Annotated in this window: 11 protein-coding genes and 1 riboswitch; of the genes, 4 read left to right on the top strand and 7 right to left on the bottom strand. The window is 60.5% G+C overall.

The window, feature by feature from the left end:
• Positions 1-558: 558 nt before the first annotated feature.
• Both VJV58_RS04500 and recA read left to right on the top strand, forming a co-directional pair.
• Positions 559-753 (top strand): hypothetical protein, encoded by a 195-nt coding sequence (locus VJV58_RS04500; protein ID WP_324136140.1) that lies wholly within the window; start codon positions 559-561, stop codon positions 751-753.
• Between the two features lie 175 nt (positions 754-928).
• Complete coding sequence (gene recA / locus VJV58_RS04495) at positions 929-2,017, top strand: recombinase RecA (RefSeq protein WP_324136139.1); 1,089 nt, start codon at positions 929-931, stop codon at positions 2,015-2,017.
• A 200-nt stretch (positions 2,018-2,217) separates the two neighbouring features.
• Here recA and VJV58_RS04490 read toward each other — a convergent pair whose 3' ends face one another.
• Positions 2,218-2,544 carry a hypothetical protein gene (locus VJV58_RS04490; protein WP_324136138.1) on the bottom strand — a complete coding sequence of 109 codons (327 nt, stop codon included), beginning with the start codon at positions 2,542-2,544 and terminating at the stop codon, positions 2,218-2,220.
• Between the two features lie 81 nt (positions 2,545-2,625).
• Here VJV58_RS04490 and VJV58_RS04485 point away from each other — a divergent pair, with 81 nt between their 5' ends.
• A complete protein-coding gene (locus tag VJV58_RS04485) occupies positions 2,626-3,222 on the top strand; it encodes a hypothetical protein (RefSeq protein ID WP_324136137.1) in 597 nt (198 codons plus the stop codon).
• Between the two features lie 47 nt (positions 3,223-3,269).
• Here the strand turns inward: VJV58_RS04485 and gcvP are convergent, their stop codons facing one another.
• The 3 genes from gcvP to gcvT are packed head-to-tail and all read right to left on the bottom strand — an operon-like array spanning position 3,270 to position 7,695.
• The gene (gene gcvP, locus VJV58_RS04480; protein WP_324136143.1) at positions 3,270-6,143 is read right to left on the bottom strand and encodes an aminomethyl-transferring glycine dehydrogenase; all 2,874 of its coding nucleotides are present in this window, start codon (positions 6,141-6,143) and stop codon (positions 3,270-3,272) included.
• A gap of 16 nt (positions 6,144-6,159) precedes the next feature.
• On the bottom strand, positions 6,160-6,525 hold the full coding sequence (gene gcvH, locus VJV58_RS04475; RefSeq protein WP_324136136.1) for a glycine cleavage system protein GcvH: 366 nt from the start codon (positions 6,523-6,525) through the stop codon (positions 6,160-6,162).
• Positions 6,526-6,534: 9 nt separating this feature from the next.
• The gene (gcvT, locus tag VJV58_RS04470; protein WP_324136135.1) at positions 6,535-7,695 is read right to left on the bottom strand and encodes a glycine cleavage system aminomethyltransferase GcvT; all 1,161 of its coding nucleotides are present in this window, start codon (positions 7,693-7,695) and stop codon (positions 6,535-6,537) included.
• A 135-nt stretch (positions 7,696-7,830) separates the two neighbouring features.
• Positions 7,831-7,922: riboswitch (glycine riboswitch) on the bottom strand.
• Between the two features lie 246 nt (positions 7,923-8,168).
• Here gcvT and alaS point away from each other — a divergent pair.
• On the top strand, positions 8,169-10,850 hold the full coding sequence (gene alaS / locus VJV58_RS04465) for an alanine--tRNA ligase (protein ID WP_324136134.1): 2,682 nt from the start codon (positions 8,169-8,171) through the stop codon (positions 10,848-10,850).
• 103 nt (positions 10,851-10,953) lie between these two features.
• Here alaS and VJV58_RS04460 read toward each other — a convergent pair whose 3' ends face one another.
• The 3 genes from VJV58_RS04460 to VJV58_RS04450 all read right to left on the bottom strand — a co-directional run bounded on the left by VJV58_RS04460 (position 10,954) and on the right by VJV58_RS04450 (position 13,681).
• A complete protein-coding gene (locus tag VJV58_RS04460; protein WP_324136133.1) occupies positions 10,954-11,265 on the bottom strand; it encodes a hypothetical protein in 312 nt (103 codons plus the stop codon).
• A 48-nt stretch (positions 11,266-11,313) separates the two neighbouring features.
• Positions 11,314-11,559: a hypothetical protein gene (locus tag VJV58_RS04455; RefSeq protein WP_324136132.1), complete on the bottom strand. Its 246-nt coding sequence runs from the start codon at positions 11,557-11,559 to the stop codon at positions 11,314-11,316.
• Positions 11,560-11,935: 376 nt separating this feature from the next.
• On the bottom strand, positions 11,936-13,681 hold the full coding sequence (locus VJV58_RS04450; protein WP_324136142.1) for an adenylate/guanylate cyclase domain-containing protein: 1,746 nt from the start codon (positions 13,679-13,681) through the stop codon (positions 11,936-11,938).
• Positions 13,682-13,844: the final 163 nt, after the last annotated feature.

Below are 13,844 nucleotides of genomic sequence, written 5' to 3'. Positions count from 1 at the left end.
ATGTATGAAACGTGACGGAGCCGTTACACGTGACCTTGCGATCGACGATTGGTGACGACCTGCGGTTCGATCCTTGCACCCGAAAGAAAGAGGCCGCCAATCAGGCGGCCTCTTCTGGATTCGGATTGTCTCTGTCAGGATCACATTGGCTTCGGATGCTTTTTCGCGACTATCGGTTTCCTGACGTTGCAGTGTCCTGCCTTGCAGCGGCCTGTTGAATGATAAGTGGCGTCGTAGCCGCTGGAAGGCGGGAGCACAATGCTCCCTGCACCCATAGTAGCCCAGAGCGGGCAACCTGGTGAGAGAGAAGTTTTTTACTGTCGCGCCACCTCGAAATATAAGCGCGGTTAATTGAGCCAAGCCGGTGGCGCCGTTAGTTGGTCTGCCAAAGACTGGCGCAATAGCACCCGACGTCGCTTCGGCTCATCGTCAGCGGCAATATTGGCGTGAAAGAAATCGAGCGGCTGATAAAGAAGATCGAACTCGATGAGAAAGATTCTAGTCGATCAAGATAGTGATGAGGAGGCCGCCAACTGAGGCGGCCTTGGAGAGTATCGAATGACGAATGCAGCTTTTAAAGTTGGCGACCGCGTGAAGAAGCGCGCGGGTTACGAGTATCCCGGCTTCATCGTCTCTGTTTTCACAAATCGGGCAGGGGCGGTTCGCTACGTGGTCGAGGCCGACCATCCGTCCTTCGCCGGGATGCTGCACATCTTCAATGGCGACCAGCTAGAGCTGAGCGCGGGCCACTAGGGGTTAAAACAGGCCAGTACCCCACTTTTTTCTAAGAACATATTGCGAACCTAGAACAAATGGGGTACATTGTTCCATCGCTTGTTCCAACCTTTGTTCCCCTTATCCATCACCTGCGGTTTACCCAGCCCCCGTTTGTCCAGCTAGCGAATCCCCGCCATAAGGAGCACCACCTATGTCTGCCACTGCCCTGCGTATCGTCGAAGGATCCTCCATGGACAAGACCAAAGCCCTGTCCGCCGCGCTCTCCCAGATCGAGCGTCAGTTCGGCAAGGGCTCGGTGATGAAGTTGGGCAAGAACGACCGCTCGATGGATGTCGAAACCGTCTCATCGGGCTCGCTCGGGCTGGACATCGCACTCGGCGTCGGCGGCCTACCGAAGGGTCGGGTGGTGGAAATTTACGGGCCGGAATCCTCAGGCAAGACCACCTTGGCGCTGCACACCGTCGCAGAGGCTCAGAAGAAGGGTGGCATCTGTGCTTTTATCGACGCCGAACACGCGCTCGATCCGGTCTACGCCCGAAAGCTCGGCGTCAATATCGACGAACTCCTGATCTCGCAGCCCGACACTGGCGAGCAAGCACTGGAAATCTGCGACACGCTGGTGCGCTCCGGTGCGGTGGACGTGCTGGTGGTCGATTCGGTGGCAGCCTTGGTGCCAAAAGCCGAGCTTGAGGGCGAGATGGGTGACTCGCTGCCGGGCTTGCAGGCGCGACTCATGAGTCAGGCGCTGCGAAAGCTCACGGCCTCGATCAACAAATCCAACACCATGGTCATTTTCATCAACCAGATCCGGATGAAAATCGGCGTGATGTACGGCTCGCCCGAAACCACCACCGGCGGCAACGCACTGAAATTCTATGCGTCGGTCCGGCTCGATATCCGTCGCATCGGCGCGATCAAGGAGCGTGACGAGGTGGTCGGCAACCAGACTCGAGTCAAGGTGGTCAAGAACAAGCTGGCGCCGCCGTTCAAGCAGGTCGAATTCGACATCATGTATGGCGAGGGCGTCTCCAAGATGGGCGAAATTCTCGATCTCGGCGTGAAGGCCGGCATTGTCGAAAAATCCGGCGCCTGGTTCTCATATGACAGTCAGCGGCTCGGGCAAGGCCGCGAGAACTCGAAAGCCTTCCTCAAGGCCAATCCTGAGATGACCGCGAAAATCGAGGCGGCGATCCGACAGAACTCCGGACTGATTGCCGAGCAGATTCTGGCCGGCGCTCCCGAGCGTGACACCGATGGTGAGGAGCCCGCCGAGGAATGATTTCTTCGGGCTTTAACCTCGCGACTTGAAGTTTGACATCAGCGGGCGCGGAGACGTTGAGTTGCCGAAGTCTCCGGCGCCCGTTTGTTTGGCGATGTGAGTGCGTTATTAGCGCAACGCTCCCGTTGCATTCAACGTTCTCACGGTGAATTGCTTTTTCGCAATCATCAGGCGCGTGGCCGCAGCAGGAGCTCAAGCGGTCAGCTGGAGATCATTCCGGGACCGACATGACGCTTCTGATTCTGACGACGGGCGACTCGGCGCCGGGATGTCTCAAGCAAGCCAGTCTCGCCGATATTGTGATTGGGATTGGCTTCAGGTTCGTCTGGGGACGCTTGCCCTCTGCTACCGAGCTTGCGAGTTCGTTTGCGCAGCATGCAGTTAACAATGACAATTTCGGCCGCGGAGAGGAAGTTCGCGGCAATAGCCGTGGCTTGCTGGAACTTTGCCAGCAATGCGATGGAATCCAACTGTGGATCGACCCGGGCCCGAACGCGCAGTTGCAGCTTATTCAATTGCTCGATCATTTCCGCTCCGACGCGGAGATCGTTTCGAAACTGAGTTTACATCAGGCGGAAGTTTGCATCGGCAACCAGCCTCCCGAAACGATGTCGGATTGGCAACCGTCATCTATCAAGATTCTGAATGATCATTTTGAAATCGCCAGCCTGGCTTGGCAGGCTTATCGCCAACCGACGCCGCAGGACTGGTTCAATCTGCTTGGCAGGGATCTCAGTCTGCTACCGCTGCTTCGGCGAGCAGTGCTGGAATTACTCGAAGAACTTCCCATGCTCGGCACCGGGATCGGCGCGACCGAAATGCGAATGCTGGAGCTGATCTCGGCAGGCGATGCAAATCCGTCCGACGTCTATCCCGGGCACCGGAAGCCCAACAAGCGACGCGTATTCGACTATTGGGAGGTTGGACATCTGCTGGACGGGTTGGCTCATTGTCCAGCGCCGGCTATGTCCGGCCTCGATGAGGGGCCGTTCGCGGACGACATGCACTGCGATCCTGACCGTTTCGACCGATACCGGCGCGGCAAACTGAATCTCACCGAGTTCGGCCGGGCTGTCTTGGCGCGCACCGAAGACTTCAGCCGGCGCAATCCGATCCGCCGGTGGTGGGGCGGCACCAAATTGACCAATGATTGCCTTTGGCAGTGGGATACGGCGAACCACGCCTTGATCAGGCCTCAGGCGTGATCCGTAAACTGGGTTGCCTCCCGGACACCACGGCTAAGTCAGCCAGCCTATTCCGCCGCCTCAGCGTATTCGCTCACCGGTGGACACGAACAGATCAGGTTGCGGTCGCCGTAGACATTGTCGACTCGCCCCACCGGAGACCAGTACTTGTCGGAGCGGGACGTCCCTGCGGGGAAACATCCTTCCACCCGAGAGTAGGCGCGCGCCCAGCCGTCGTCGGCGATGTCGTGAACCGTATGCGGAGCGTGCCGCAGTGGCGATGCCTCGACCTTCCAGCGGCCATTCTCGATCTCGGCGATCTCGTGCCGGATCGCGATCATGGCCTCGCAGAAGCGATCCAGTTCGGCTTTCGATTCGGATTCGGTCGGCTCGATCATCAGCGTGCCGGGCACCGGAAAGCTCATGGTCGGCGCGTGGAAGCCGTAGTCGATCAGCCGCTTGGCGATGTCGTCGACCGTGACGCCGCTCGAGACCTTCAGCGGCCGCGGATCGATGATGCATTCGTGGGCGACGCGGCCCTTGGCATTGCGGTACAGCACCGGGAAATGCGGATCGAGTCTCGCTGCGATGTAATTGGCATTCAGGATTGCGATTTCCGTAGCGCGGGTCAGGCCTTCGCCTCCCATCATCAGAATGTAGATGTAGGAAATCGTCAGGATCGACGCCGAGCCAAATGGCGCTGCCGAGACCGGTCCCACCGGACTCGGCTTGGCGTCGCCGTTCACGGGGTGGCCGGGCAGGAACGGCGCAAGATGTGCCTTGACGCCGATCGGCCCCATGCCGGGACCGCCGCCGCCATGCGGGATGCAGAAGGTTTTGTGCAGATTGAGATGGCTGACGTCGGCGCCGTAATCGCCGGGCCGCGACAACCCGACCTGCGCATTGAGGTTGGCGCCATCCAGATAAACCTGTCCGCCATGGCCGTGCACGATCTCGCAGATATCGCGGATATGCTCCTCGAACACGCCGTGCGTGGAGGGATAGGTGATCATGATGGCGGCGAGTTTCTTTGAATGCAGCTCGGCTTTGACGCGCAGATCATTCACATCGACATCGCCACGATCGTCGCAAGCCACCACCACGACTTCCATCCCGACCATGCTGGCCGAAGCAGGATTGGTGCCGTGCGCGGAGGAGGGGATCAGGCAAACCGTGCGATGCGGCTCACCGCGCGCGGCATGGTACCCGCGGATCGCCAGAAGCCCGGCGTATTCGCCCTGCGCACCGGAGTTCGGTTGCAGCGAAATCGCGTCGTATCCGGTGATGTCGCAGAGCCATCGTTCCAGCCGGCTAAATAGCGCGCGATACCCTTCCGCCTGCTGAGGCGGCGCGAACGGATGCAGGTTGGCGAATTCCGGCCACGTCAGCGGGATCATTTCGCTGGTGGCATTGAGCTTCATGGTGCAGGAGCCCAGCGGTATCATCGCGCGATCGAGCGCGAGATCGCGATCGGAGAGCTTGCGCATGTAGCGCAGCAACTCCGTCTCCGAACGGTGGGCATGAAACACCGGATGGGTGAGGAACGCGGTGGTGCGTTTGAGCTCAGGCGGCAACGCGGGGCGGGCGCCTGCTTCGATATCGGCGTAACTCAATTTGCCGCCGAACGCGCGCCATACCGCCTCGACCTCTGCCGATGTCGTGGTCTCGTCCAGCGCGATTCCGAGCGTACCGTGACCGAGCCGCAGGTTGATCTTCTCGGCGAGCGCGCGGGCGACGATCTCGTTCTGCTGTTCGCCCGCGTTTACCGTGACGGAATCGAAAAACCATTCTGAAATCGGAGCAAATCCGAGCTTACGCAGACCCGCGGCCAGTACCCCCGTGCGGCGATGGATGGCGCGGGCAATATCGGTCAATCCTTCCGGTCCATGATAGACAGCGTACATCGAGGCGATCACGGCTAGCAGGACCTGCGCGGTGCAGATGTTGGAGGTCGCCTTTTCGCGGCGGATATGCTGCTCACGGGTCTGCAGCGCCAGCCGATACGCGGGCTGCCCGCGCGAATCAATCGACAGGCCCACAATTCGCCCGGGCAGCGAACGCTTCAGCGGCTCGCGGACAGCCATGTAGGCCGCATGCGGGCCGCCATAGCCCATCGGCACGCCGAAGCGCTGCGCCGAGCCGATCGCAATGTCAGCACCCAGTTCTCCGGGGGAGGCGAGCAGCGTCACCGCCAGGAGATCGGCGGCGAGGATCGCCAGCGCGCTCTTGGCATGCAGCGCCGCGATTGCCGGGCGCAGATCGCGCAGCGCGCCCGAACTACCCGGGTATTGCAGCACGCCTCCGAAAACGTCAGCGCAATCGAGATCGGTCAAGGGATTGCCGACGATCAAATTCCACCCCAGCGGCTCGGCGCGAGTGCGCAGCACGGCCAGCGTCTGCGGGTGTACTTCGGCATCGACGAAAAACGATTTCGTCTTCACGTGAGCGGCACGCTCCGCCAAAGCCATGGCCTCCGCCGCGGCAGTCGCCTCGTCGAGCAGGGAAGCGTTGGCGACATCGAGTCCGGTCAGGTCGCAAACCATGGTCTGGAAGTTGAACAACGCTTCCAGCCGGCCTTGGCTGATCTCCGGTTGATAGGGCGTGTACGCCGTGTACCACGCCGGATTTTCGAGAATATTGCGCTGGATCACCGCCGGCAGAATCGTGCCCGAATAACCTTGCCCGATCATCGAGGTGAAGACCTGGTTTTGCGAGGCCAGCTCGCGCATGTGCTTGAGCGCTTCGGCTTCACTCAAAGGCGCATCGAGATCGAGCGGCGCCTGCTGGCGGATCGATGCTGGAAGCGTCTGCCCCATCAGCTCGCCTAGCGTTTCCGCGCCGACCGTCCCGAGCATCGCCGCGACATCACGCGGCGAGGGGCCGATGTGACGGCGGACGAAGCTGGCGGCTGGCTCGTCCGTGAGTTTGCGGTGTACGCTCATGGTCATCGTGTCCTCGTCAGGCGGTGTGCTTCTTGTAAGCGGCCTCATCCATCAGCCCGGCCAATTCGCTTTTGTCGGCAATCTTCATCTTGAAAAACCAGGCCTTGCCGCCGGCGTCGGAATTGACCAGCGCCGGATCAGACGAAAGCGCGTCATTGACTTCGACTACTTCTCCGGAGATCGGCGCGTAGACATCGGAGGCCGCCTTGACGGATTCGACGACGGCGGCGGCCTCGGCCTTCTTGAAGCTGCGGCCGACTTTCGGCAGCTCGACGAAAACCACGTCGCCCAGTTGCGACTGCGCGTAATCCGTGACGCCGATCGTGGCGACATCGCCTTCGATGCGGAGCCACTCATGGTCGGTGGTGAACAGCGTGGTCATGATCGTCCTTCAGCGTTTGTAGGTGTTGGCAACGAAAGGCATCGGCGCGACCCGCAGCGGCAATCGCTGGCCGCGCAATTCGGCAAATAACGGGCTGTCCGGAGTTGCGAACGATGAGGGCAGGTAGCCCATCGCAACCGGCGCATTGACGCTGGGGCCGAACCCGCCGGAGGTGACCGCGCCGATCTGCTCGGATGATGTTTCATCGGCAAACAGCGACGTGCCCTCGCGGACAGGCGCGCGTCCCTCCGGCTTCAATCCGAGCCGCCGGCGCGGAGCGCCCCGCTCAAGTTGATCCAGGATTCTATCGGCGCCGGGAAAACCGCCGGCCCGCGCGCCGCCGCGGCGGCGGCTCTTTTGAATGGACCATTCCAGCGCGGCTTCCACCGGAGTGGTGGAGGTGTCGATATCGTGCCCATAGAGGCAAAGCCCGGCTTCCAAGCGCAGGCTATCGCGCGCGCCCAATCCGATCGGCAGCACGTCAGTGTTTGCGAGCAGAATTTTCGCAAGGCTTTCGGCGTGCTCGGCCGGAACCGAAATCTCGAAGCCGTCCTCTCCGGTATAGCCCGAGCGCGAAACGAAACAATCGATGCCATCGATACGGCGCGGACCGGCGTCCATGAACCGCATTGCCGCGACTTCTGAACAAAGTTCTGCCAGCACCGATTGAGCTTTCGGACCCTGCAGCGCGATCAGCGCGCGATCGGAAAGCGGCTCGATGACGCAAACGTCTTCGAGGGAAGCGCGCAAATGCGCTTCGTCAGCAGCTTTGCAGGCGGCGTTTACGACCAGAAACAGGTGGCTACCGAAATTGGCCACCATCAGGTCGTCGAGAATGCCTCCGGACTCATTGGTGAATTGGGCATAGCGTTGTCGTCCCGGCGCCACTGCGAGAATGTCCTGCGGCACCAGCCGTTCCAGCGCCAGGGCCGCATCCGCCACCTTGCCGGATTTCGAGCGCAGCGCGATCTGGCCCATATGCGACACATCGAATAGGCCGGCGCTGCTGCGGGTATGAAGGTGCTCCCGGAGCACGCCGGTCGAGAACTGTACCGGCATCTCGTAGCCGGCAAACGGCACGATCTTCCCGCCGCCAGCCACGTGCAGCGCGTGCAGTGGCGTGCGTTTCAGCGGGGGTTGCAAGGAAGACTGGTCGTCGTACGCAAGCATCGCCGGGCCCTCGCGTTTCCTTAGGGATCATCCCTGGAAACCATCGAAGCCCCATCTGTCGCTGTGCCTGAGAGTATTATCCCGTCGGCGGACACTTCCGGGTGAAAACCCGTCGGCGTCTCTTTCCAGATGCTAGCAAGTCACGCGGTCCGTTTGCCTGAGAGTTTCCGGGGCGGTTGCTCCTTCGGCGCCGGCTCTCTGAGCCGATCTCTCCCGACGTGACAGTCTTGAAACAGATAGGAGGAAAACACAGCCGCGCCAAGGCGTCAACGCGCCGCCGGCAGCTATCAACGGGTCTCGATACCTCCGCACCTTGGCGGCAGGAACTTCAAGTGGTGGCGATGGCGCTGCTGGCAACCCCCTGATCTACTACACACTTTCTGGACACCGCTAATCCCCTTGTCTAAAAGCGGGGCGCGGGAGAACCGGCGCCAGTTGGCGCTGTTACCGGACGGGCTTGCGATTGGACTGACATGAGCGGCGTTAACGAGATCAGGTCGAGTTTTCTGAAGTTCTTTGCCGACAATGGCCACGAAATCGTGCCGTCGTCGCCGCTCGTTCCGCGCAATGATCCGACACTGATGTTCACCAACGCCGGGATGGTGCAGTTCAAAAACGTGTTCACCGGCGTCGAAAAGCGGCCCTATCAGCGCGCCACCACGTCGCAGAAATGCGTGCGCGCCGGGGGCAAGCACAACGACCTGGACAATGTCGGTTACACCGCCCGGCATCACACGTTCTTTGAGATGCTCGGCAACTTCTCGTTCGGCGACTATTTCAAGGATCGGGCGATCGAGCTCGCCTGGAATCTGGTCACCAGGGAATTCGGGCTGCCAAAGGACAGGCTGACGGCGACGGTGTACGTCGACGACGACGAGGCGTTCAATCTTTGGAAGAAGATTGCAGGCCTGCCGGAGTCCCGAATTATCCGTATCGCCGGTTCGGACAATTTCTGGCAGATGGGCGACACCGGTCCGTGCGGGCCGTGCTCGGAGATCTTCTACGACCACGGTGACAAGATCTGGGGTGGTCCTCCTGGCTCTGCCGAGCAGGACGGCGACCGCTTCATAGAGATCTGGAATCTCGTGTTTATGCAATTCGAGCAGCTCGAGGGCGGCGTTCGCAATCCGCTGCCCAAGCCCTCAATCGACACCGGCGCAGGCCTTGAGCGCCTGGCCGCTGTGCTGCAAGGCAAGCACGACAACTACGACATCGATCTGTTCGTTGCCCTGATCCGCGCCATTTCCGAATTGACCGGCGCTGATCCGCAAGGCGAGCAGAAAGCCTCGCTGCGGGTGATCGCCGATCATCTGCGCGCGTCCTCATTCCTGATTGCAGACGGCGTGCTGCCGTCCAACGAAGGCCGCGGCTACGTCCTGCGCCGGATCATGCGCCGCGCAATGCGTCACGCGCAGTTGCTCGGCGCCAGGGATCCGCTGATGCATCGGCTGGTATGGGCACTGGTGCGCGAGATGGGCCAGGCCTATCCCGAGCTGGTGCGAGCCGAAACCCTGATCGAAGAAACCTTGCGGCTGGAAGAGACCCGGTTTCGAAAGACACTGGAACGCGGCCTTTCGATCCTCGATGAAAAAAGCGGATCGCTCAAAAAGGGCGACATGTTCGATGGGGAGACGGCGTTCACATTGTACGACACCTATGGTTTCCCGCTCGACCTCACCCAGGATGCGCTGCGCAACCGCGGCATCAGCGTCGATGTCGCCGCCTTTACGGACGCAATGGACCGACAGCGGGCAAAGGCGCGCGCGGCGTGGGCTGGCTCCGGCGACACCGCTACCGAAAACGTATGGTTTCCGCTGCGGGAGAAACTCGGCGCATCGGAGTTTCTGGGCTATGAGACCGAGACCGCCGAGGGAGTGGTGGCGGCGCTGGTAAAAGATGGCAAACAGGTTGAAAGCCTCAAGGCCGGCGATAGCGCTGCGATCGTGCTCAATCAGACGCCCTTTTACGCCGAATCCGGCGGACAGGTCGGCGATACCGGCGTGATGACCGGCGACGGCGCGAGGTTTCGCGTTACCGACACCCAGAAGAAAGCCGGCGATCTGTTCGTCCATCTTGGCACGGTTGAGCAGGGCACGCTAAAGCCAGGCACACCGCTATTGCTCGAAGTCGATCATGCCAGGCGCTTCTCGATCCGCGCCAACCATTCCGCGACCCATTTGCTGCACGAAGCCTTGCGGCAGGTGCTTGGCGATCACATCGCGCAGCGCGGCTCCCTGGTGGCGCCCGACCGCTTGCGCTTCGACTTCGTTCATCCCAAGCCGATCACGGCGGACGAATTGAGCCGAGTCGAAGATATCGCGAACGATGTGGTGCTGGAAAATGACGAGGTCACCACGCGCCTGATGGCGGTGGACGATGCCCGGGATGCCGGCGCGCGCGCATTGTTCGGCGAGAAATATGGCGACGAAGTCCGCGTGGTCTCTATGGGCAAGACAGCACGCGAACACGGCAGCAATGCACTGGGTTGGTCGGTGGAGTTGTGCGGGGGCACCCATGTGCGCCGGACAGGCGACATCGGTCTGATTTCGGTGACCGGCGAAAGCGCGGTTGCATCAGGCGTTCGCCGCATCGAAGCGCTGACCGGCAATCATGCTCGCAGGCACGCCAACGAGACCATGGCGCTGGCGCGGACGGCGGCAAATGAATTGCGCACCACGCTTGATGAGGTACCGGCGCGCATCGCCGCTTTGATGGAAGAGCGCAAGCGCTTGGAACGTGATCTGGCGGAAGCGCGCAAGAAGCTCGCGCTCGGCGGCGGCGCGTCGGTATCGAATGGTTCAGCAGGCGCTCCGGGCGTCCGTGAGGTGGGCAACGTCAAGCTGCTCGCGCGCTCGGTCGAGGGCATCGAGATGAAAGATCTCAAGAGCCTCGCCGACGACGGCAAGAAGCAGCTCGGCTCCGGCGTGGTCGCGATCGTCGGGGTCACTGGTGACGGAAAGGCCGGCGTCGTTGTCGGCGTCACCAAGGATCTGACCTCGCGGTTCAACGCGGTCGATTTGGTGCGGGTAGCCTCCGAAGCGCTCGGCGGCAAGGGCGGGGGCGGGCGGCCTGACATGGCGCAGGCTGGCGGTCCCGATGGCGCTAGGGCGAACGCGGCGCTGACTGCGATCGAAAAAGCTATAGCCGGCGCTTAGCCCGATTGCTGCGGCCCGATTGACATCGATTGCGCGGGCGCATCGAAAGTTACTCCTGCGCCCGCCGCACCACGAGGGCACTTGGCTTCCATCACCGAGCGGGTCAGTCGGTGGCCCGGAGGCGCAGATCGGGCAGCGCGATACTGTCATTCAATCGGGCCGCCAGGAACGCCACGCTCTTGCTTGAATGCTTGCTTTCTGCCGCCAGGGCATCCAGCACGCATTGATTGCGATATTTACGGTGAGCAAATAGCCACTGCCGTTCATTGGCGAAACCCAGCACAGGCTGCGGGATCACACCCTCATGCTGCTGATATTCGTTTTTAACGTCCAGCATGGGATGAGAACTGACCGTATCAACGAACATGCCAAACAGCACCAATGCCACGGCCCATTTAAAGCGATCATCAAACATGAGCCGTCCTTTGGCGAATCAATTCGGGTTGCCGTTCTAAAAGAAGTCCTAGCCGATCACCATCTCAAATCTGAGCCGTCCGTCCTTGTCGGAGTAGAACATGCCAGAGAGAGTGCCGTCGGATGGGAGAACGGAAAAGCGCTCGATCGGCGCCTTCATGGAATATGTAAAACTGCAATAATATCCGGGTGTGCCGGTCTGATGGCACGAATGCTTCTTGAACGTGATAAATTCAATTTCGGAAAGCGGTCTGGCTTCAACTTTCGCGTAGAATTCACTGAACGGGCGTGCCATCTGCAATTCAGTCGGTTCTGCGTTCGGCTGTTCGCCGCACGCTGCGAATGCAAGCAGTCCTGCCAAACCTGACACAATGAACAACGGATAAGTTCGCACAATTCCACCTGACCGCTTACAGCGGTCCGACATATCCGGTTGCTCTTGACAAGGTCTTAACCAGCAAGGCGCTGTGACGCTCAACGGCGTTGAATCAATGTTTATGCATGGCTGGATTGTTCAGGTCGACCAGGTGCTCGCCGGACAAAAAAAGGCAGCGGAGCTCGAAAAATTTAAATCAAAGGCAACGTAAACGGGGACACGTGTCCGGGCGTTGGCGCTGAATGTTACGCGCTGTCGAGCGCGTCGGATGCGCAGGCATGACCATCAGTAGCCATCACTCAGGCAAGCCGAGCTTCCGAAGGTTCTCCGCCATCCGCTCGAGCGCGCTGGGAGAAAACACCATCGCCTGCTTGAATTTTGGAATGGTGAGATCGGGATAGCTGCGCATCAACTCGGCATAAGCCTGTTGCGCCTCTTCCATTCGCCCGGCGCCCGAAAGACAAGCCGCAAGATTGCGATATATCCAGCGGGCATTTGGCCGTTCTTGCAGGCCTCGCCGATAGAGCGCCGCAGCCTCGTCGTACTCTTGCGAGATTTCGTGCGCTGATCCGATGCCTACGTAGTTGTTGAAATTGATCGGGTCGATCGGACTCAGCCGGAGAGCCCGTTGGAAGTGCTCGATGGCTTTTTTGGGTTGATCAGCATAGTTTTCCACCCATCCGAGGCGGCTCCACGCCCACGCAGCATTGGGATCGAGCGTGACCGCCCGCTCAAGCAGAATACGCGCGGTGCCATGATTCCGTACAAACGTATGTACGGCTCCAAGCACCGCCAGGATGATGGGATCATCGCCGCTCATCTGGGCTGCCTGTTCGGCAAGCGACTGTGCCTTTCGCTGGCTTTCGGCGATATCTTCAGCCCAATTGTAGACCGAGCGCTGGGCGTGACACCAACCGGCAAGCGACAAGGCCAACGGGTAGTTGGGATCGATCGTGAGCGCCGTCTCAAGAAGTTCGATCGCCTTGGCGCTTTCTTCCTTTTCAAGCGCCCAGACATGAGGCATCGCACGCATCGTATAGTCATAGCTGCCGAGATCTTGCGGCCGTTTACGGCGCGAGCGCTCAATCTCGGCGATGCGAACGGAAGGCTGCAGGGCGCCGGCGACCTGCTCGGTTATGCGATCCTCAAACTCAAAAAACTCGTCCATCGTGCCGTCGAAGCGCGAACTCCAGACGTGCGCACCCGCTTCCGTTTCGATCAGCTGAACGATGATACGCAAGCGATTGCCGAATTTCTGCACGCTCCCTTCCAGCAGGTAGGCAACGCCTAATTCCCTTCCTATCTCACGCGCATCTCTCGCGCGGCCCTTGTAGGTGAATGCCGAAGTGCGCGCGATGACGAAGAAAGAGCGGATGCGCGAGAGCGCCGAGGTTATCGCCTCGACGATGCCGTCGGCGAGGAAGTCCTGCCCCGGCTCCGCCGACATGTTGTCGAACGGAAGCACGACGATAGATGGTTTGTCGGGAAGGGCTAACTGATGAACTCGGGATGGCAATGACGAAGGTGACGGGGAAGCACTACCCTGGTCTCCAAACCGCAGGCACCATGATCGCATCGGCTCGGCGATGTTCTTGAGCTCCTGCGGCCCCATGTCATCAAATACCACATCCAGTTTGCCGCGAATTTGCCTCTGCGCGTCATCCGAGATGCAGATGCCACCCGGTGCGGCGATACCCTCCAGGCGCGCGGCGATGTTGACGCCATCTCCGAAGATATCGTCGTCATCGATGATGATATCGCCGACGTGAATACCGATCCGAAATTCGATCCGGAGTTCTGGCGGGACGCCGGCATTTTCCTTGGCCACTGCTTGCTGAAGCTCCACTGCGCAGCGAATGGCGTCCACCGCGCTGGCGAACTCGACCAGCATGCCATCGCCGCTGGTTTTGACAATGCGACCGCGGTGGGCGGCGACGGCCGGATCAATCAGCCCCCTTCGCAGCGTCTTCAGTTGCGCAAGCGTGCGCTCCTCATCGCGACCCATCAGTCGGCTATACCCGGCGACATCTGCCGCCAGCACAGCCGCCAATCTTCGTTCCACCCGCTGGTTGAGCAAAGAAAGCCCCTATCGGTCGGTGAAACCTAGCCAATACTAATTTGGCCGCTCAATCTACTCGATACAATGTCCGAGAAGGCTCCTCGGCGCAATAAATCCATCGCGTTTGGGATGGTTCGAAACGACG

This window comes from Bradyrhizobium sp. (genome assembly GCF_035273305.1).
In the GTDB taxonomy this organism is placed as follows: Bacteria; Pseudomonadota; Alphaproteobacteria; order Rhizobiales; family Xanthobacteraceae; genus Bradyrhizobium.
The sequence above is the reverse complement of the archived record's forward strand: the minus strand, read 5'-3'. Positions and strand labels throughout refer to the sequence as shown.

Excerpts from the sequence above, each read along its gene's own strand:
- recA (WP_324136139.1), top strand. The coding sequence starts at position 929 with ATGTCTGCCACTGCCCTGCGTATCGTCGAAGGATCCTCCATGGACAAG.
- VJV58_RS04455 (WP_324136132.1), bottom strand. The coding sequence starts at position 11,559 with ATGGCACGCCCGTTCAGTGAATTCTACGCGAAAGTTGAAGCCAGACCG.
- VJV58_RS04460 (WP_324136133.1), bottom strand. The coding sequence starts at position 11,265 with ATGTTTGATGATCGCTTTAAATGGGCCGTGGCATTGGTGCTGTTTGGC.
- VJV58_RS04490 (WP_324136138.1), bottom strand. The coding sequence starts at position 2,544 with ATGATCGAGCAATTGAATAAGCTGCAACTGCGCGTTCGGGCCCGGGTC.
- gcvH (WP_324136136.1), bottom strand. The coding sequence starts at position 6,525 with ATGACCACGCTGTTCACCACCGACCATGAGTGGCTCCGCATCGAAGGC.
- gcvT (WP_324136135.1), bottom strand. The coding sequence starts at position 7,695 with ATGCTTGCGTACGACGACCAGTCTTCCTTGCAACCCCCGCTGAAACGC.
- VJV58_RS04485 (WP_324136137.1), top strand. The coding sequence starts at position 2,626 with ATGTCGGATTGGCAACCGTCATCTATCAAGATTCTGAATGATCATTTT.
- gcvP (WP_324136143.1), bottom strand. The coding sequence starts at position 6,143 with ATGAGCGTACACCGCAAACTCACGGACGAGCCAGCCGCCAGCTTCGTC.
- VJV58_RS04500 (WP_324136140.1), top strand. The coding sequence starts at position 559 with ATGACGAATGCAGCTTTTAAAGTTGGCGACCGCGTGAAGAAGCGCGCG.
- alaS (WP_324136134.1), top strand. The coding sequence starts at position 8,169 with ATGAGCGGCGTTAACGAGATCAGGTCGAGTTTTCTGAAGTTCTTTGCC.